The organism is Brevibacterium sp. RIT 803 (assembly GCF_016892625.1).
Lineage (GTDB): Bacteria > Actinomycetota > Actinomycetes > Actinomycetales > Brevibacteriaceae > Brevibacterium.
In genome coordinates, this window is the sequence record NZ_JAFEMW010000005.1 from 231,431 (window position 1) to 249,885 (window position 18,455).

At 60.4% G+C, this 18,455-nt stretch carries 15 protein-coding genes and 3 tRNA genes; 13 read left to right on the forward strand and 5 right to left on the reverse strand.

Translation table 11 applies throughout. The annotated features are described in order from the left end of the window. Positions 1 to 9: 9 nt before the first annotated feature. The 4 genes from yidC to rpmH form a co-directional block, all read right to left on the reverse strand. Positions 10 to 969, reverse strand: coding sequence for a membrane protein insertase YidC (yidC, locus tag JTF07_RS16635; RefSeq protein WP_204235332.1), 960 nt, complete (start codon positions 967 to 969; stop codon positions 10 to 12). 171 nt (positions 970 to 1,140) lie between these two features. Then, positions 1,141 to 1,395, reverse strand: a complete 255-nt coding sequence (yidD, locus tag JTF07_RS16640) for a membrane protein insertion efficiency factor YidD (RefSeq protein WP_353844013.1) — start codon at positions 1,393 to 1,395, stop codon at positions 1,141 to 1,143. 82 nt (positions 1,396 to 1,477) lie between these two features. Next, complete coding sequence (rnpA, locus tag JTF07_RS16645) at positions 1,478 to 1,843, reverse strand: ribonuclease P protein component (protein WP_204235334.1); 366 nt, start codon at positions 1,841 to 1,843, stop codon at positions 1,478 to 1,480. A gap of 2 nt (positions 1,844 to 1,845) precedes the next feature. After that, entirely contained in the window at positions 1,846 to 1,983 is a 138-nt protein-coding gene (gene rpmH / locus JTF07_RS16650) for a 50S ribosomal protein L34 (RefSeq protein ID WP_009882743.1), read from the reverse strand. Positions 1,984 to 2,398: 415 nt separating this feature from the next. Here rpmH and dnaA point away from each other — a divergent pair, with 415 nt between their 5' ends. The 10 genes from dnaA to JTF07_RS16700 all read left to right on the forward strand — a co-directional run bounded on the left by dnaA (position 2,399) and on the right by JTF07_RS16700 (position 15,546). Next, a complete protein-coding gene (gene dnaA, locus JTF07_RS16655) occupies positions 2,399 to 4,033 on the forward strand; it encodes a chromosomal replication initiator protein DnaA (RefSeq protein WP_204235335.1) in 1,635 nt (544 codons plus the stop codon). Between the two features lie 541 nt (positions 4,034 to 4,574). Next, complete coding sequence (dnaN, locus tag JTF07_RS16660) at positions 4,575 to 5,714, forward strand: DNA polymerase III subunit beta (RefSeq protein WP_204235336.1); 1,140 nt, start codon at positions 4,575 to 4,577, stop codon at positions 5,712 to 5,714. Next, positions 5,715 to 6,839, forward strand: a complete 1,125-nt coding sequence (gene recF / locus JTF07_RS16665) for a DNA replication/repair protein RecF (protein ID WP_204235337.1) — start codon at positions 5,715 to 5,717, stop codon at positions 6,837 to 6,839. It abuts the gene before it with no gap. After that, entirely contained in the window at positions 6,836 to 7,348 is a 513-nt protein-coding gene (locus JTF07_RS16670; RefSeq protein WP_204235338.1) for a DciA family protein, read from the forward strand. The genes recF and JTF07_RS16670 overlap by 4 nt, the downstream gene beginning before the upstream one ends. Before the next feature lie 201 nt (positions 7,349 to 7,549). Next, positions 7,550 to 9,547: a DNA topoisomerase (ATP-hydrolyzing) subunit B gene (gyrB, locus tag JTF07_RS16675; RefSeq protein ID WP_204235339.1), complete on the forward strand. Its 1,998-nt coding sequence runs from the start codon at positions 7,550 to 7,552 to the stop codon at positions 9,545 to 9,547. 109 nt (positions 9,548 to 9,656) lie between these two features. Then, positions 9,657 to 12,215: a DNA gyrase subunit A gene (gene gyrA / locus JTF07_RS16680; RefSeq protein ID WP_204235340.1), complete on the forward strand. Its 2,559-nt coding sequence runs from the start codon at positions 9,657 to 9,659 to the stop codon at positions 12,213 to 12,215. Beyond that, positions 12,212 to 13,039 (forward strand): DUF3566 domain-containing protein, encoded by an 828-nt coding sequence (locus tag JTF07_RS20940; protein WP_353844000.1) that lies wholly within the window; start codon positions 12,212 to 12,214, stop codon positions 13,037 to 13,039. Before gyrA ends, JTF07_RS20940 begins: the two co-directional genes overlap by 4 nt. 231 nt (positions 13,040 to 13,270) lie before the next feature. Next, positions 13,271 to 13,344, forward strand: a tRNA-Ile gene (locus tag JTF07_RS16690). Between the two features lie 151 nt (positions 13,345 to 13,495). Next, positions 13,496 to 13,571: transfer RNA gene (locus JTF07_RS16695), tRNA-Ala, on the forward strand. A 526-nt stretch (positions 13,572 to 14,097) separates the two neighbouring features. Continuing rightward, the gene (locus JTF07_RS16700) at positions 14,098 to 15,546 is read left to right on the forward strand and encodes an MDR family MFS transporter (protein WP_204235585.1); all 1,449 of its coding nucleotides are present in this window, start codon (positions 14,098 to 14,100) and stop codon (positions 15,544 to 15,546) included. Positions 15,547 to 15,634: 88 nt separating this feature from the next. On the opposite strand, the gene JTF07_RS16705 is transcribed toward JTF07_RS16700, so the two are convergent. Then, a complete protein-coding gene (locus JTF07_RS16705) occupies positions 15,635 to 16,891 on the reverse strand; it encodes an MFS transporter (protein WP_204235341.1) in 1,257 nt (418 codons plus the stop codon). 162 nt (positions 16,892 to 17,053) lie between these two features. Between JTF07_RS16705 and JTF07_RS16710 the strand changes: the two genes are divergently transcribed. The 3 genes from JTF07_RS16710 to JTF07_RS16720 all read left to right on the forward strand — a co-directional run bounded on the left by JTF07_RS16710 (position 17,054) and on the right by JTF07_RS16720 (position 18,334). After that, positions 17,054 to 17,503, forward strand: a complete 450-nt coding sequence (locus JTF07_RS16710; protein ID WP_204235342.1) for a MarR family winged helix-turn-helix transcriptional regulator — start codon at positions 17,054 to 17,056, stop codon at positions 17,501 to 17,503. 104 nt (positions 17,504 to 17,607) lie between these two features. After that, complete coding sequence (locus tag JTF07_RS16715) at positions 17,608 to 18,189, forward strand: GNAT family N-acetyltransferase (protein ID WP_204235343.1); 582 nt, start codon at positions 17,608 to 17,610, stop codon at positions 18,187 to 18,189. 72 nt (positions 18,190 to 18,261) lie between these two features. Continuing rightward, positions 18,262 to 18,334 (forward strand) — tRNA-Ala (locus JTF07_RS16720). Positions 18,335 to 18,455 lie beyond the last annotated feature (121 nt).

Here is an 18,455-nt window from a genome sequence, read left to right on the forward strand (position 1 = left end):
GGTTCTTCCTCAGCGCTTCTTGTTCTTCTTGCGGTTCTTGCTCACCGGCTGCTGCCGTTGACGGCTCTGGTTCGAGGTCTGCTCAACAGCAGTGGCGGTGCCGCCCTTGGTCTCAGGCTGCTGCACGGGCTTGCCCTTGCGAGCCTTCCGCTCCAGCATCTCCTTCTCGGCCTTGGAGCCGGGGGCTGGCATATTGCGGATGACCACGTGCTGCTGGCACATCGTCCAGGTGTTCGAGACGAGCCAGTAGAAGAGAACGCCGAGCGGGAAGTAGATACCGCCGATGCCGAAGACGAGGGGCATCACGTAGAGGAGCATCTTCTGCGACTGCATCATCGGGTTCGCCATCGCGGACTCCGACATGTTCTTCGCCATCATCTGCTTCTGCGTGATGAACATGGTCGCCGCCATGATGACGATCAGGATGCCAGTGAGGAACTTGACGGCGATACCCGGGTCGGTGAAGACCGCAGACAGCGAAATTCCGAAGACAGACGACTTTTCCGCCTGAATCGCAAGCTCCTGAGTGAATCCACCGATTGCGTTGATCTTCCCCGAGGCCACATCCGGCATGTTGTGGATGACGCGGAACAGGGAGAAGAAGATCGGCATCTGCACGAGGAGAGGCAGACACGAGGCCCACGGGCTCGTCTTGTTGTCGCGGAACAGGCTCATCTGCTCTTCGGCCATGGCCTGACGCGAGTACTGGTCCTTCTTGCCCTTGTACTTAGCCTGCAGGCGCTGAATCTGAGGCTGCAGCAGCTGCATCTTCCGCTGGGACTTGATCTGATAGACGAACAGCGGAATGAGGATTGCACGGATCACCAGGGTCAGCCCGGCGATCGACAGAACCCAAGTCCAGCCATTGGCTGCTGGCAGACCGATCGCAGTGAAGATCTCGTGGAAGATCGCGAGGATCCAAGCAACTACCCACTGCAGCGGGTAGAGCAGCTTGTCCATCCAGTCCATTCAGTACTCCTCGTTACAACGATTCTTCACGATCGTTCATTTTGCCATTGTTCGCGGGTCTTCGCGACACAGAACCACGGGTCCTGCTCTCGCGTGTACCGGAGGTGTCAACCACCGGATTGTCGTGATGCACAGACGCGCTGAACATCTGCTGCGCGCACGACACAATTGTCAGCGGCCATCTTCGTCATGCATTGAAACTGAGCGGGCCCGGCGCGCTGAACCGGGAACATGGTCCACCCCGCCATGGGAAAAAGGATTGCATCGCAGTATTCGCCACCCAGTTAACACCATTCCCTTGAGAACTCCGTGTATCTCGAAGGCCTCCAGGCCGTACATAGAGCAACTGGGATAGTACCGACACACCTGTCCGTACAGTGGAGACACCACGACTCGATAAGCTCTGATGAACCACACGAACGGCATGCGCGGCCCGATTCGGATCACCCACCAGACCGTGGGCCAGAAACCGGCCGGTCTGCGGGGCACCTCCGAGGGGTGTTTCAGATCATGTTCGGCGTCCACGGCTCTCTAGTTTCTTCTGCGCTTTGTCCATCAGCATCGTGACCTCGGACTCAAGTACGGAGAATTCCGCTTCTGATGCGTGGGGCAATGCTCTGATCACGAACAGTGCACCGGGATCAAGGCTGTCGAGCCGGACTCGCATGATCTCTCGAAGACGACGTTTCACTCGGTTCCGTCGAACGGCGTTTCCAACGGCCTTGGATACGATGAAACCCACGCGTGCAGCGTGGGAATCATCACTATCAATCAGGCTGTGTGCCATCAAATGGTCCGAGCGCACACGGACGCCAGCTTTGAAGACTCTTCTGAAGTCGTCTCCGCTGCGGATCCGGTGAGCCGCGGTGATCACACTTATGCCGAAACTTCGGCACGTCCCTTGCGACGACGTGCGGCCAGGATCGAACGGCCGGCGCGAGTGCGCATGCGCAGACGGAAGCCGTGCTTCTTGGCGCGCTTGCGGTTATTGGGCTGGAAAGTACGCTTACTCACTTCAAGTCTCCGATTTCTAGGTTGCGGTCGAACGACGGTGCGTTCTCACAAAAAACGGCGGTACGAGTCTCGACCGCCGAGCACTCCTGTGCATAAGAGCCAAAAGATATTCAAGATAATCGGATGAAGCCCGGTACACAGGACACTCCATCTTAGCCAAGGTCAAAGTTCCTGGTCAAACTCGAAGTCAATGTTTCACGTCACTGTTGTGAACTGTTCGCCGGAATTCATCGTCTGCACATCTGCGGTCGTCCACAAGTAACAAGGGTGTAGTTTTCCACATGGTTATCCACCAGTGTGGAGGATTACAGGGATGACTCGTCAGTTCTCCACAAACTGTGGAAAACTATGTGGAAGTCATACACAGGTGTGGACCATGCCAATAAGAAACTACGAAAACGGAGGAAGATTGACGGTGTCGAATTCCAAGAATGAGCTCATCAGCCAATGGCGGACGGTGGTCTCGACCCTGGATCAGGACCCCAGTCTCACCGCTCATCAGAGGGGCTTCCTCTCGCTTGCTGTGCCCAAGGCTCTCGTCGACAACGCATTGGTCCTGCTTGCTGTCCGGGATGAACACACGCGCAGAACCATCGAGACTCGTCTCCTCGGGCCTTTGACCCGGGAGTTCTCTCATGTTCTTGGTTTCGAGGTGACCTTCGGGTTCGTCGTCGATCCCGAACTCGACGTTCCGATCAGGTTCGAAGATCTCATCGGGGAACCCACACCGGGATCACCCATTGAAATCGATCCCGAGACATCCACCTCGGCGATGGGATCTACCGGGTCTGCAGCCTATGCACCGTCGCAGACCGCGAACGCTCAGCCTCAGACTCCGGCGCCCTACAACCGCGCTCCACATCCGCAGCCGCAGATGCCCAGGTACGAAGACACCGGGCCAGCGCCCAGCAACGGGGCACCTGTGGAAAGAACGACGCGAGAGATGAAGATCGCCGAGGCAACCGCCGCCCAGCCGACTCCACCGGTCGAGGTCCCCGGCGTCGCCCAGCTCAACCCCAAGTACACCTTCGACACCTTCGTCATCGGGGCGTCCAACCGCTTCGCCCATGCTGCGGCCTTCGCCGTGGCCGAGGCACCGGCCAAGGCCTACAACCCACTGTTCATCTACGGCGATTCGGGGCTGGGAAAGACACACCTCCTGCACGCGATCGGGTATTACGCGACGCAGCTGTTCCCCGAGATCAGAGTGAAATACGTCTCGAGCGAAGAGTTCGTCAACGACTTCATCAATACGATCGGTTCGTCGAAGACTTCGAACTCCCTGCGACCAGCATTTCAGCGTCGCTACCGCGAGGTCGACATCCTGATGATCGATGACATCCAGTTCCTGCAGGGCAAGGATGCGACGGTCGAAGAGTTCTTCCACACATTCAATGCTCTGCACAATGAGGTCAAACAGGTCGTCATCACCTCCGACCAGCCCCCGAAGATGCTCAAAGGCTTCGAGGAGCGACTGCGCTCACGCTTCGAGTGGGGCCTCCTGACAGATGTGCAGCCCCCGGACATGGAGACGCGCTTTGCGATTCTGCGTCGGAAGGCAGCCGGCGAACAGCTCGATGTTCCCAATGACGTGCTCGAATACATCGCCTCGCGGATCTCCTCGAACATCCGCGAGCTCGAAGGTGCTCTCATCCGTGTGACGGCCTTCGCCAACCTCAACGATCAACAGGTCGACGTCAGTCTGGCCGAGACCGTCCTCAAGGACTTCATCACCCAAGACGACACCCCAGCCATCACTGCTGCCGACATCATGGGCCAGACCGCTGCCTACTTCAGCCTCACCCTCGATGATCTGTGCGGCACGTCCCGATCAAGGACACTGACCACTGCTCGCCAGATCGCCATGTACCTGTGCCGTGAGCTCACGGAGCTGTCGCTGCCGAAGATCGGACAGGCATTCGGCGGCCGCGATCACACCACCGTGATGCACGCGAACAAGAAGATTCGAACTCAGATGGCTGAACGACGGGCGGTCTACACTCAGGTCACCGAGTTAACAAACCGCATTAAACAGCAACATCGCCTATAGAAGACGGTATACACATCTGTGGATAACCATGGGGACAAGCCACGTAACCTGGGGATAGAATGGTGGATAACTTCACGAAGTGAGTGGAGGGATGTGAACTACATGGATGTGCTTACCCAGGCGCCCACCGAAGCATGTGTGGCCGTGCACAGGGGATCCACACCCTCGGAGGTCGCTCAGCCCTTGATTACTAGGGCGTAACAGTTGGTTGTCCACAAACTCCACAGGTGCTAATACTTCTACTCCATGAATTGAAGTTGTAAGAGGGTGACCGCCACCGACTGCACCGGCTCGGTTGGGAAGCTCTCGAAGGAGAGCTCGACACAGGCTGTGACCGCGATCAGTTATTCGAACACATGGTCACAGCCGATTCTCGAATGCGAGATCTTGAAGGTCCTGGTCTGAGCAGAACCTGTGGCTCATCATGTTGTCGTCAGCTCGATGCCCCGACGCTGAGATTTCCGCTAGGCTGTGTAGAGTTTTCCGAGCAACGTCAAGCCAGTGTCTTGAAGACGTCGGGTGGTCGCCCCGAAGGAGTAAAGTGAACGCCGAAGCATCTCCCCTGAAGTTCAAAGTCAACCGCGATGTCCTTGCCGATGCGGTGACTTGGGCAACCAAGACCCTCCCCAGTCGTCCTTCCGCACCAGTGCTCACAGGCATTCTCATCACCGCCGAGGCTGGTGGGACCGTTCGTCTCTCCGTCTTCGACTACGAAGTCTCGTCCCGAGTCGAGATCTCAGCCGAGGTCGTCACCGCCGGCACCGTCCTCGTCTCCGGCCGGCTCCTTGCCGACATCTCCAAGGCCCTCCCGAACCAGGAAGTCACCCTCGAACAGATCGATTCGAAGGTCGACGTCACCTGTAGCTCGTCTCGGTTCTCACTGATGACGATGCCTGTCGGCGAATACCCTGCCTTGCCTCAGGTCCCCGAGGCCTCAGGAACCGTGGCGGCCGGTGAATTCCAGAACGCCGTCTCCCAGGTCACGATCGCAACGTCGAAAGACGACACCCTCCCGATCCTGACCAGCGTTCGTGTCGAGATCGAGGGCGAAAAGGTCACACTCCTGGCCACCGACCGCTACCGGCTCGCTGTCCGGGAGTTCACCTGGAACCCCGGACGTCCCGACGTCTCCGCTGTCGCACTTCTGCGCGGACGCACTCTCTCCGATGTCTCGAAGTCACTCGGCGGTGATGTCACGATCGGTCTGAGCAACGATGCAGGCAAGGATCTCATCTCCTTCACCTCGGCGGGCCGTGTCACAACCTCACTCCTCGTCGAAGGCGAGTACCCCAAGGTTCGTTCGCTGTTCCCTGATTCCGTGCCGATCCACGCGATCGTCGAAACCGGCGTTCTGCGTGAAGCTGTCCGCCGTGTCTCCCTCGTGGCCGAACGGAACACCCCGCTGCGCTTCGAGGTCAGCGACGGAATGCTCACACTCCACGCCGGAACCGGCGACGATGCCCAAGCGTCGGAAGCCGTCGAGGCAGTGCTCCAAGGTGACCCGATCACCGTGGGCTTCAACCCTCACTACATCGCCGAAGGTCTCGCTGCCATCGAGAGCCCCTACGTGAACTTCTCGTTCACCCAGCCGATGAAGCCCGTCATCATCTCGGGGCAGAAGGATCTGGAATCCTCGGCGGACGAATCGTATCGGTACTTGCTCATGCCAACACGTATCTGAATGTGGATATCCCGACTTTCGCTGCGTAACTACCGGTCGTATCCCGAACTCGACCTCGAGTTCGAACCCGGGGTCACCACATTCGTGGCCGACAACGGGACCGGCAAGACCAATATCGTCGAAGCCATCGGGTATCTTGCTCATCTGCGCTCTCATCGAGTTGCCTTCGATGCGCCGCTGGTCAATGAGTCCGCCCAGACGGCAACCGTGTCCGCTCTCGTCAATCGCGATCAGCGACATGCCACGGTCGAAGTCTCGATCCAGTCCAAGGGCGCGAACCGGGCACGGGTCAACCGCTCGCCGGTGAAGATGAAGGAGATACTCGGGCTCGTCTCCTGTGTCGTCTTCGCACCAGAGGATCTCAGCCTTGTCCGGGGCGAACCTGCAGAACGACGATCGTGGATCGACACCCTGGTAGTGTCCCGCAACCCTCGCTATTCCTCGGTGATCACAGATTTCGAACGTGCTCTCAAGCAGCGCAACGCGCTGCTCAAACGTCTGCGCGAGGATCGCGACCCCGGCCTCGAGGCGACGTTGGACATCTGGAACATGGCCTATGCGGACTCCGCCTCCGAGCTGGTGTACGGCAGGCAGAGGATCCTCGCCGATATCGTCGAGCCGCTGCAGAAGAACTTCGCCTATATCGCTGCCGATGCTCGACTGGAACGCCAGGGAATCAAGGCTCGCTACGATTCGCGCATCGACTATTCTCAGGCCGGATCCGCTGCCGAATGCCGGGAGCTGCTGCTGGCCGCCCTCGAACGCAGACGCACAACGGAGATCGAAAGGGGTCTGACCCTGCACGGTCCCGGTCGTGACGATCTGGCTCTGACCATCGGCGATCATCCAGCGAAGGGCTACGCCTCACACGGTGAGACATGGTCGTTGGCTCTTGCCATGCAGCTGGCCGGATGGGATCTGCTGAGCTCCGATGCCGGGTCGGCCGCCGAACAGCCGGTCCTTGTCCTGGATGATGTCTTCGCCGAACTCGACACTGGGCGTCGGAACCGTCTGGCCTCTCGGATCACTGAAGCTGAGCAGGTATTCATCACCGCAGCCGTCGATGGAGATCTGCCAGCAGAGCTTGAGGGCCGAAGAATCGGTCAGGAGCGTCTGCTCCCATGAGTGGGATCGAGAAGGACACCTCAACTCCGGTTGCGGCACTTGAAGCTCTTGATCGGGTGCGTCGGATGGAAGCGACCGAGGCGAAGTTCGTCCGCAGCCGGCGCCGGTCACGACTGCGAGGCGAAGCCATCTACTCCTCGCCGGGCAAGGACAAACGTGACCCTGCGGCGATCTCATCTGCGCTGGGAAAGCTGATCTCAGCCCGAGGCTGGTCTTCTTCCATCGACATCGGCAAGGTGCTGGGCCGGTGGCCCGATCTTGTGGGAGAGCAGGTCGCAATGCACTGCAAACCCGTCGACTTCTCTCCTCCGCTGCTGATCATCGCCGCTGACTCGACGACATGGGCGACTCAGCTGCGCGTGCTCAAGCCCACGATCCTCAGTGCGTTGGAGGCTGGTCTCGGCTCGCAGACGATCACGGAGATTGAGATCCGCGGGCCACGGGGACGCAGTTTCAAGAAGGGTCGGCGCAGTGTGTCCGGTCGTGGGCCACGGGACACCTTCGGCTGAGGAGTTTCTGAGTCTGCATCTCGGCAGATCTGAAAAACCATAGAGGGCCTTAAACGGCGATAGCCGGTCCCGTTCGTGCCCGGGGGTACATCTGAGGCTTCAGAAATCCGCAAATGCACCTTAATGGGCCGCTTACGGGCATTTCAGGGCGTGGCGCGGTAGAATAGGAAGCTGTTAGCGCCCACCCGCACTAGGAGTCATATGACGACCGAGGATCTACCCCATTACGATGCCGGGGATATTACGGTACTTGAGGGTCTCGAAGCAGTTCGCAAACGACCTGGCATGTATATCGGTTCGACTTCGGAACGCGGTCTCCACCACCTGGTTCAGGAAATCGTCGACAACTCCGTCGATGAGGCGATGGCCGGGTACTGCGATCACATCGAGGTGACGATCCTCGCCGACGGCGGTGTGAGAGTCGTCGATGACGGGCGCGGAATGCCCGTGGCGATGCACCCCACAGAGGGGAAGCCCACCGTTGAGGTGATTCTGACCATTCTGCACGCCGGCGGTAAGTTCGGCGGAGGCGGCTATGCTGTGGCCGGCGGTCTGCACGGTGTGGGCTCGACAGTGGTCAATGCGCTGTCGGAGCGCCTGGATGTCGAGGTCCGACGTGACGGCTATGTGTGGAGCATGGACTTTGAGAAGGGTGTTCCCACAGGGGAGCTTCGCCGCGGCGACGAGACTTCCGAGACCGGCACGATGGTGACGTTCTGGCCGGACTCGACGATCTTCGAGACCACCGACTTCTCGTATGAGTATCTGCGGGCGCGCTTCCAGCAGATGGCGTTCCTCAACAAGGGCCTGAAAATCAGCCTGACCGATGAACGGCACGTTCAGATCGATGACGACAACGTCCAGATCGACGAGGACGAAGAGACAGACGCCAAACCGCGTGAGGCGACGTATCACTACGAGCACGGTCTGCTCGACTACGTGCAGTACCTGAATGCGACGAAGAAGGCCGATCTCATCCACCCGGATGTCATCGTCTTCGAGTCCGAGGAGCCCGGCGAGACGCTCTCTCTCGAGATCGCGATGCAGTGGACGACGTCCTACAGCGAATCGGTCCACACCTACGCCAACGTCATCAACACTCATGAGGGCGGCACGCACGAAGAGGGCTTCCGCACGGCACTGACCTCGCTGATCAACAACTACGCTCGGGAACAGAAACTCCTGCGGGAGAAAGACGCGAACCTCACCGGTGACGACATCCGTGAGGGGCTGACAGCTGTCATCTCGGTCAAGCTCGGCGATCCGCAGTTCGAAGGTCAGACGAAGACGAAATTGGGCAACTCCGAGGTCAAAGGCTTCGTCCAGCGCGTTGTCCGCGATGAACTCGGCCACTGGATGGAATCCAACCCGGCTCAGGCCAAGGACGTTGTACGCAAGGGTCTCCAGGCATCCCAGGCGAGACTGGCAGCACGCAAGGCCCGTGAAGCCACAAGACGCAAGGGACTGCTCGAATCCTCGGGCATGCCCGGCAAACTCAAGGACTGCCAGTCCAAAGACCCGACGATCTCCGAAGTCTTCATCGTCGAGGGTGACTCCGCAGGCGGCTCCGCAACACAGGGGCGCAACCCGAACACCCAGGCGATTCTGCCGCTGCGCGGCAAGATCCTCAATGTGGAGAAGGCTCGACTCGACCGGGCGCTGGGCAACAACGAGGTCCAGGCCATGATCACGGCCTTCGGCACCGGTATCGGCGAAGAGTTCGATCTTGACAAGCTGCGCTACCACAAGATCGTGCTCATGGCCGACGCGGATGTCGACGGCCAGCACATCACGACGCTGCTGCTGACCTTGATCTTCCGTTACATGAAGCCGCTCGTCGAACACGGCTACGTCTACCTGGCGACTCCTCCCCTGTACCGGCTCAAGTGGTCGAACGCCCCGCACCAGTTCGCCTACACCGACAATGAGCGCGATGGTCTGCTCGAAACCGGACGAGCCTCCGGTAAGCGTCTGCCCAAGGACATGGCGATTCAGCGCTACAAGGGTCTGGGCGAGATGAACTATGAGGAGCTGTGGGAGACCACGATGGATCCTGACCACCGGCTGCTCAAGCAGGTGTCGCTCGACGATGCGATTGTGGCCGATGAGATCTTCACGGTGCTCATGGGCGATGACGTGGATTCGCGTCGACGCTTCATCCAAGAGAACGCGAAAGACGTTCGCTTCCTCGATATCTGATCCTCACCGTCGGTTCCCGGCCACTGCCGGGAACCGACGGTCACACAGACTCTCACGAATTCACTCACCGCCGTGCTGCGCGGGTTAAGACACAAGGGAAGAGCCCACATTGGCTGACGAAAACGATATCGGAACCGAAATCAACCGTGTCGAACAGGTTGATCTCAATCTGGAGATGCAGAGGTCATACCTCGATTACGCGATGAGCGTGATCGTCGGCCGTGCCCTGCCGGATGTCCGCGATGGACTCAAGCCTGTCCACCGGCGCGTGCTGTACGCGATGTTCGACGGCGGCTACCGCCCGGATCGAAACTTCTCGAAGTGCTCACGCGTCGTCGGCGACGTCATGGGCCAGTACCACCCGCACGGCGATACTGCGATCTACGATGCGATGGTCCGCCTCGTGCAGCCGTGGACTATGCGCTACCCGCTCGTCGCCGGACAGGGGAACTTCGGGTCACCAGGAGATGACGGTGCTGCCGCGCCTCGTTACACCGAGTGCAAGATGGCCCCACTGGCTCTTGAGATGGTCAGGGACATCGAAGAGGGCACTGTCGACTTCCAAGACAACTACGACGGCCGGAACCAAGAGCCGACGGTTCTGCCCTCGCGGTTCCCGAACCTGCTGGTCAACGGCTCCTCTGGTATCGCCGTGGGTATGGCCACGAACATTCCGCCGCACAACCTTCGTGAGGTCGCCGCCGGAGCTCAGTGGCTCCTGGCCCACCCCGAAGTCAGCAAGGAAGAGGCACTGGAGGCGCTGCTGGGCATCGTCAAGGGCCCCGACTTCCCGATGGCCGCGACGATCCTGGGCCGCAAGGGCATCGAGGACATGTACCGCACCGGCCGCGGTTCGATCACGCAGCGTGCCGTCGTCGAGGTTGAGGAGATCCAGGGACGCACCTGCTTGGTCGTCACGGAGCTGCCGCATATGGTCAACCCCGACACCTTGGCAGCGAAGATCGCCTCCTACGTCAAGGACGGCAAGGTCGCCGGCATCGCAGACCTCCGAGACGAGTCATCGGGACGCACCGGACAGCGTCTTGTCATCGTTCTCAAGCGCGATGCTGTGGCGAAGGTCGTACTCAACAACCTCTACAAGCACACCTCGCTGCAGGAGAACTTCTCTGCGAACATGCTGGCGATCGTCGACAGCGTGCCGCGCACCCTCAGCCTGGACTCGTTCCTGCGCCTGTGGGTCAAGCACCAGATCGAAGTCATCGTCCGACGCACCGAATTCCGTCTGCGCAAGGCCGAGGAGCGCGCACATATCCTGCGCGGCTACCTCAAGGCACTCGATGCCCTCGACGAGGTCATTGCTCTGATCCGTCGTTCACCTTCATCAGACGAAGCTCGCACGGGTCTGATGGAGCTCCTCGAGGTCGATGAGATTCAGGCCAACGCCATTCTCGATCTGCAGCTGCGTCGTCTCGCAGCCCTGGAACGCCTGAAGATCCAGGAAGAGGCCGAGAAGATCGAACAGCAGATCGCTGAGTTCAAATACATCCTCGCAACTCCCGCCCGCCAGCGTGAGATCGTCTCGGAAGAGCTCGACGAGATCGTCGATCGCTACGGTGACGACCGCCGGACCAAGATCCTGGCCGGATTCGACGGAGATGTGTCGATGGAAGACCTGATTCCTGAGGAAGAGGTCGTCGTCACCATCACCCGCGGCGGATATGCCAAGCGCACCCAGAACCACCTGTACCGGGCACAGCACCGGGGTGGAAAGGGCATCAAGGGTGCAAACCTGCGCGGCGACGATGTGGTCGAGCAGTTCTTCGTCACCTCCACACACAACTGGCTGCTGTTCTTCACGAACACCGGTCGTGTGTACCGCGCCAAGGCCTACGAGCTCCCAGAAGGATCACGGGATGCCAAGGGCCAGCACGTGGCGAATCTGCTTGCTCTGCAGCCGGGTGAGACGATCGCCAAGGTGCTCTCCATCCGAGACTACGAAGAGGCTGACTTCCTCATCCTGGCCACGATGTCCGGTGTGGTCAAGAAGACCCGTCTGAGCGAGTACGACTCGAACCGTACGGGCGGTGTCATCGCGATCAACCTCCGTGAGTACAAGGGTCAGCCGGATGAGCTGGTCTCGGCACGGATCGTCAGCTCTGAGGATCACCTCCTGATGATCTCCCGCAAGGGAATGTCGATCCGGTTCGCAGCCGACGACGACTCGATTCGCCCACTGGGACGAGTCACCGGCGGTGTGACAGGAATGAAGTTCAAGGGTGATGACGAGCTGCTGACCATGGATGTCATCCAGCCCGACACCTTCGTCTTCGTCGTGACAGAAGGTGGCTATGCCAAGCGGACTCCGGTCGACGAATACCGTCTGCAGGGCCGTGGCGGCCTGGGAATCCGGGTTGCCAAGATCACCGAGCAGCGCGGAGACTTGGTGGGTGGACTGATCGTCGATGAGGGAGAAGAAGTCCTCGTCGTCATGGAGCGCGGTAAGATCGTTCGGTCGAATATCGATGAAGTTCCGGCTAAGGGACGCAACACGATGGGTGTGGTGTTCGCGAAACCGGGCAAGAATGATCGTATTATCGCAGTAACGCGTGGACCCGAGACCGTGGTCGAAGAACTTGACGAAGAAGCTGAGGAACCGGAGGGTGAGGACGTAGAGCCTCAGACCGGCAGCGAGGATGTGGAAGAGTGAGCGACAACAAACAGCCAGGCTCAGGCAAGATCATACGCACGTCCAGTGGTTCCACCCGCTTGACGGCAGGATCGTCGAAGAACGGGGAGAAGGCTGATCCTTCGGCCGGCTCCGGAAACTCGGCGGGTTCGGGCAACTCCGGGAATTCGGGCAAGTCATCCGATAAGACCCGAGTGGTGGCTCCTCCTGCTCCCAAAGCCTCGCCGAAGCCCAACCGGGCTCCTTCGGCCGGACAGTCCTCAGGAGGTGCGGCTGCGGCCGGACAGTCCTCGTCCGGAACTGCCGCAGGCGGCTCCGCGCCTTCGAGCAAGGCAACCGGGTCACAGAAGGCCTCGTCCGGAAGCGGCCCTGCCACCTCGGCGATGGGATCAGCGGCCAACACCGTTCGTGCCAGCTCCGGCAGCGTGAAAATGGGCGTCAAGAACATGGTCGACAGCGGCAAGGGCAATAAAAAGAAGAAGGGCCCGCGTACTGTTCGCCTCACCGTGTCAGCGGTGGACCCATGGTCGGTCATGAAGATGTCGTTCCTCATGTCCGTGGCCATCGGCATCGCCACCATCGTGGCTTTCGTCGTGCTCTGGGTCGTCCTCCAGGCCACCGGCGTCATGAGCGGTCTGGAAACGACTATTTCCGAAGTTGCTGGCGCGGAATCGGCTGAGAAGATCGTCGGGATCTTCGGGTTCGGCCGAGTCGTGGCAGCCGGCTTCATCATCGCGGTCATCAACATCGTGCTGATGACCGCACTGTCGACTTTGGCTGCGTTCATCTACAACATCGGATCCCTCATCGCGGGTGGATTCCATCTCACACTGACCGACGACTGAGAACCGACGACTGAGCCCTGCAGCAGCCTGCTTCGGGGCTCATCTGCCCCACCCTGACTCCAGAAGCCGACGGCGGCTCGGAATCCCAACTCGGGAATTCCGAGCCGTTGTCAGTCGGTTCAGGGCCGATCTCAGAGTATGATGAGGTCATGTGAGGCGAGTCACTGTCAGCCGATTTGTGTTGGAATGAGCCGTTGGGTATCGTTTTACTTCGGGTTCACCCCCTGAAAAGGGCCTATAGCTCAGGCGGTTAGAGCGCTTCGCTGATAACGAAGAGGTCCCTGGTTCAAGTCCAGGTAGGCCCACATCCTTTCGAGGAGGATCATGAAGAAATGGATTCTCAGCAGTCTCACTCTGGTGGGGCTCGGTGCATTCTTCGGGTGGCGGCACAAGAATCAAAGTGCCCAAGCCGAATGGTCCGAACACACCGATTCGGTGTGAAGGTGAATCCCTTCTGGGGGTATGGCGCAATTGGTAGCGCACCTGCTTTGCAAGCAGGGGGTTAGGGGTTCGAGTCCCCTTACCTCCACCATCGAACGAAGGCTCCGAACCATCATGGTTCGGAGCCTTCGTTGTATCACTGCGGCGATGACCAGAGTGGAACCGGATGCCATTTCCCCCCTGTTCTGATGCCGGCCCTGCCGAGTTCGACTTCGGGAAACAGGCGCTTGAGTACCTTGGCAGCGAGTTCCACGTCCGGCCGAAAGTCCAGCCCCAGCCCATCAATCGCATCTCAGGTATGCGTCGATCTCACGGTCTTAGGCATGGAGGGCCCGGTCGCCTCTGTAGTTCTGCTGACAGGCATAGACGGCCGTAAGAGAGTTGAATCACGATACTGTCAGATTGAGGTTTTCCCCACCGACAATTCGGAACTGACGGAATAAGCTGGAGTGTATCCTCGTTGACCTATTTGTCTGCACGCACAGTTGGCTGCTGTGAGCAGTTTCCCGCCCACTCCGGGCGATGACATACCTTTTGATCGGAGCACCCCCTTGTCCAGCGACACCTCTCACTCACGTGCGAACGACGCACAGGCTGAATCCATCGATCCTGCCGGAATGCGGGTGATCTGGCTGCTCCTGGTGGCCGCCTTCGTCGCGATCCTCAACGAAACGACGATGGCCATTGCAATCCCGGAGCTCAACGCGTCGCTCGGGATCCCTCCGGAGCTCGGCCAGTGGCTGACCAGTGCGTTCATGCTCACCATGGCCGTCGTCATTCCGACGACCGGATTCCTCCTGCAGCGCTTCACCACCCGCCAGATCTTCCTGGCGGCGATGATCCTGTTCTCCGCGGGCACCCTGATCTGCCTCGTGGCTCCCGGATTCACCGTCCTGCTCGTCGGACGGGTCGTCCAGGCAGCGGGCACCGGCATCATGATGCCCCTGCTGATGACGACCATGATGAATGTCGTCCCAGCGCACTCGCGCGGTCGCATGATGGGCCGAGTCGGCCTTGTCATCTCCCTCGCACCGGCAATCGGTCCGACGATGTCGGGCATCGTGCTCGACTCTCTGGGTTGGCGCTGGCTGTTCGCCATCGTCCTGCCTATCGCGCTCATCGCACTCGGCCTCGGTGCAAAGTGGATGACGAACCTGGGTGAGAGCACCCATGTACCGATCGACTACCTCTCCGTTGTTCTTTCTGTCTTCGCCTTCGGCGGTATCGTCTTCGGCCTCAGCCAGTTCGGCGGAGGACATGGCGGCGACGCGGGAGGAAGCTCGTCAACCGGCTTTGCGTGGACTGCGATCGCCGCCGGACTCGTCTTCCTGGCCCTGTTCGCCTGGCGACAGCTGATGCTGCAGAAGGAAGATCGGGCACTGCTCGACCTGCGCGTCTTCTCCGCGAAGAACTATGTCATCGCGGTCATCATCATGGCCGTCGTCGCACTGGCTATGTTCGGTACCTTCTCCCTGCTTCCGCTGTACCTGCAGAACGTTGCCGGGCTCAACGCCACTCAGTCGGGTCTCGTCCTGCTGCCGGGATCGATCCTCATGGGCGTCCTTGCTCCCGTCATGGGCCGCATCTACGACGCACGAGGACCCAGAACCCTGCTGGTGCCGGGATCGATCATGATCGCTGCATCGATGTTCGCGTACTCCATGGTCGGGGTGGGTACTCCGACCTGGGTGCTCGTTGTCATCCAGACCGTGATGTCGTTGGGACTGGCCGGGTCCTTCACGCCCCTGTTCTCCGCCTCCCTTGGGTCGCTCGAGCGCAAGCTGTACTCGCATGGATCCGCTGCGCTCAACACCATGCAGCAGGTGGCAGGAGCGGCCGGTACAGCGCTTCTCATCTCGATCTATTCCTCCGCTCTGCACTCGGGCGAGGCTGCGGGACGCTCCGTTGCGGAGTCGGGTGCGCCGGGAGCGCACAATGCGTTCCTGTTGGCCGCAATCATCGCTCTGGTGCCCGTGGTGCTCTCGTTCTTCATCAAGAAGCCTGAAGATCAGGAAGAGGGCCACGCCGAGGTGGTCGACTCGGCTGCGGAAACGTTGGCCGAATGATGTGAACTGAGATTCGATGCGGCCCAGGTGGGCTGGCCCTGATGGGTCAGCCGACCTGGGCCGCATCGCTGTGTGGAGACAGGCAGGGTCAGGCGGACTGCCCGGTCTGCGCAGTCGCATTTGAGGCGGACACAGTCTGTGGCTCCCCGACTGCCGCTTGCTGCCCGGCATCCGGCGCGGTTGAGCTGCGGCGCAGCTCTCCGCCCCGGCTGAGACCGGCGATGACGAGAACGACGAGGCCGGCGGCTGTGACCAGAGACCCTGCCCACAGCGGAGATGCGTAGCCGAGGCCAGCGGCGATGGTGATTCCGCCGATCCAGGCACCGAAGGCGTTGCCCACGTTGAAGGCCGCGATGTTGGCACCCGATCCCAGCGTCTGAGCCTCTTTGGAGTGACGCATGATGCGCATCTGCATGGCCGGAACTGTGGCGAAGCCGAATGCGCCCATGAGCACCAGTGCGATGATCGTGGCGGCCTGGCTTCCGGCGACCTGGGAGAACACAGCCAGGATGATGACGAGTCCGATGAGCAGGGTGATCAGCGTGGCCCCGAGGCTCTTGTCTGCGGCCCGTCCCCCGATGAAGTTGCCGATGAACAGGCCGACTCCGAAGAGGACGAGAAGCCAGGGCACTGATGAGCTGGCAAATCCCGAGACCCCCGTCAGAGTGAAGGCCATATAGCTGAAGGCCCCGAACATCCCCCCGTAGCCAAGGATCGTGATGAGAATCGATGCCCATACCTGGCCGGACCGGAAAATGCGGAACTCGCCGAGGATGCTGCCGGTGCCGCTCGCCTGTGCAGCGGTCGCCGGGATGAGAAGGACGATGCCGACGAGTGCGATGACCCCGATGATGGAGATCACCCAGAATGTCGATCGCCAGCCGGCGGCCTGACCGAAAAAGGTGCCCAGGGGCACGCCGAGAACGTTGGCACTGGTGAGACCGGCGAACATCATTGAAATCGCGGCGGCTTGGCGATGTGGTGCAACGAGGCCAGCGGCGACAACGGAGCCGATTCCGAAGAAGGCGCCGTGGCAGAGTGCGGCGACGATTCGACCGATCATCATCATGTCGTAGCTCGGTGCGAGAGCGGAGAGGACGTTGCCGATGATGAACAGAACCATGAGCACGACGAGTGCGACCTTGCGGTTGACGCGGGTCAGAGCCACAGTGATGAGGATGGCGCCGACGGCGACAGCGAGGGCATATCCCGAGATGAGATAGCCGGCGACGGTCTCGGAGACCCCGAAGTCCGCGGACACCTCGGGCAGCAGGCCCATGATGACGAACTCCGTGAGTCCGATTCCGAACCCGCCGATGGCGAGAGCGAGAAGTGCGAGTGGCATGGTGTGTATCTCCCTTCGCACCAAGACGGCGGACCACCTCGGCGCGTGTGCAATAGAAAGCGTATGCAGTAGTTGCAAACGCAACGGTATAAATACTTGCACACGCGTTCTATCCGCGCAAGTGGTGTATTCTGTGATGAAGACGATCTGAAGGAGAGACACATGGGCATCAGAGATGACGCAGTCGAGATCCGGTCTCGTGGCTGGCGTACTCTTGCTGCTCTGCACGCATTGATCGAGACCGAACTGGAGCGCTCTCTGCAGCGCGAGCATCAGCTTTCGGTCGTCGAATACACGGTCCTGGACGCGCTCAGCCGGCAGGACGGCTGGCACATGCGGATGCGGCAGCTGGCCCGTGCGGCAGCCCTGTCGAGCAGCGCCACGACGCGTCTCGTCACCCGTCTTGAGGATCGCGGACTCCTGACGAGGATCCTCTGCGATGACGACCGTCGGGGAATCTACACTGAGCTCACCGAGTCCGGATGGAAACTGTTCGCCGCCGCTCGCCCGACGCATGATCGGGTACTCGAAGCGGCGCTGGCCGATGCCGGCGAAGTGCCGGAGCTGGAGCCTCTGGTCACTGCTCTGCACTCCGAGGTGGCCCAGGCTTAGACTGCTGCGTGCGCGGGCCTCTGGGCCGATGAGAGTCGGCACTGTAGTCACGTCGCAGGTGCGGGAGTAGTGTGTCCGACACAGTTCGGAATCAGGAGGGGCTCATGGACGCTCAGATACTCCCCGCCACAGCAGAGCGCTTCGATGACGTGGAGACGATGCTCGGGCCCAAACGCGGCCCCGACGCCATCGCCTGCTGGTGTCTGACCTATCGGCTCGGCGGCAGAGCATCCTCGAGGCTCGATGCCGTCGAGAGGAGGGACGCCGTTTACGATCTGTGCTCCCAGTCGCCGTCACCGGGGATTCTGGCCTATCTCGAGGATGAGGTCGTCGGCTGGTCATCGGTGGCTCCTCGCTCACAGGTTGCGGAATTGGCCGATCCCAAGACGTATCCGAGAGTCGATGACGTCGAACCCTGGTCGATCTTCTGTCTGCGCACACGCGGAGGAAAGCGGCGGCAGGGAATCGGGCAGCAGATTCTCCGAGGCGCAATCGATTTCGCCTGGGCCAACGGCGCCGAGGTGATCGAAGCCTACCCGCTCGACACCACGGAGAAGCTGGCACCGATCTTCACCTATCCCGGACTGCGGTCGATGTTCGAGAAGGAGGGATTCACGAAGGTCGCTGACACCGATTCCGAGGTGGGAGGTGCGAGGCGCGTAGTGATGCGGCTGGAGTCCGCGTGAGCAGCAGAACCTTCGCTCTTGCCTCCGATTGCGCAGTCAGCGTCTGAGCGGGTAATATCGGCCTGTACTCCCGGGGGTATGGCGCAATTGGTAGCGCACCTGCTTTGCAAGCAGGGGGTTAGGGGTTCGAGTCCCCTTACCTCCACTCGAGAAGCTATTGAGACAGCACTCGTAAAAGAAGATCCCGCCGACAGCGATATGGACGCTGTCGGCGGGATCTTTGTCTGTGCTCTTATCCGTGTGTCCGAACCGAAGACCAAGGCCTG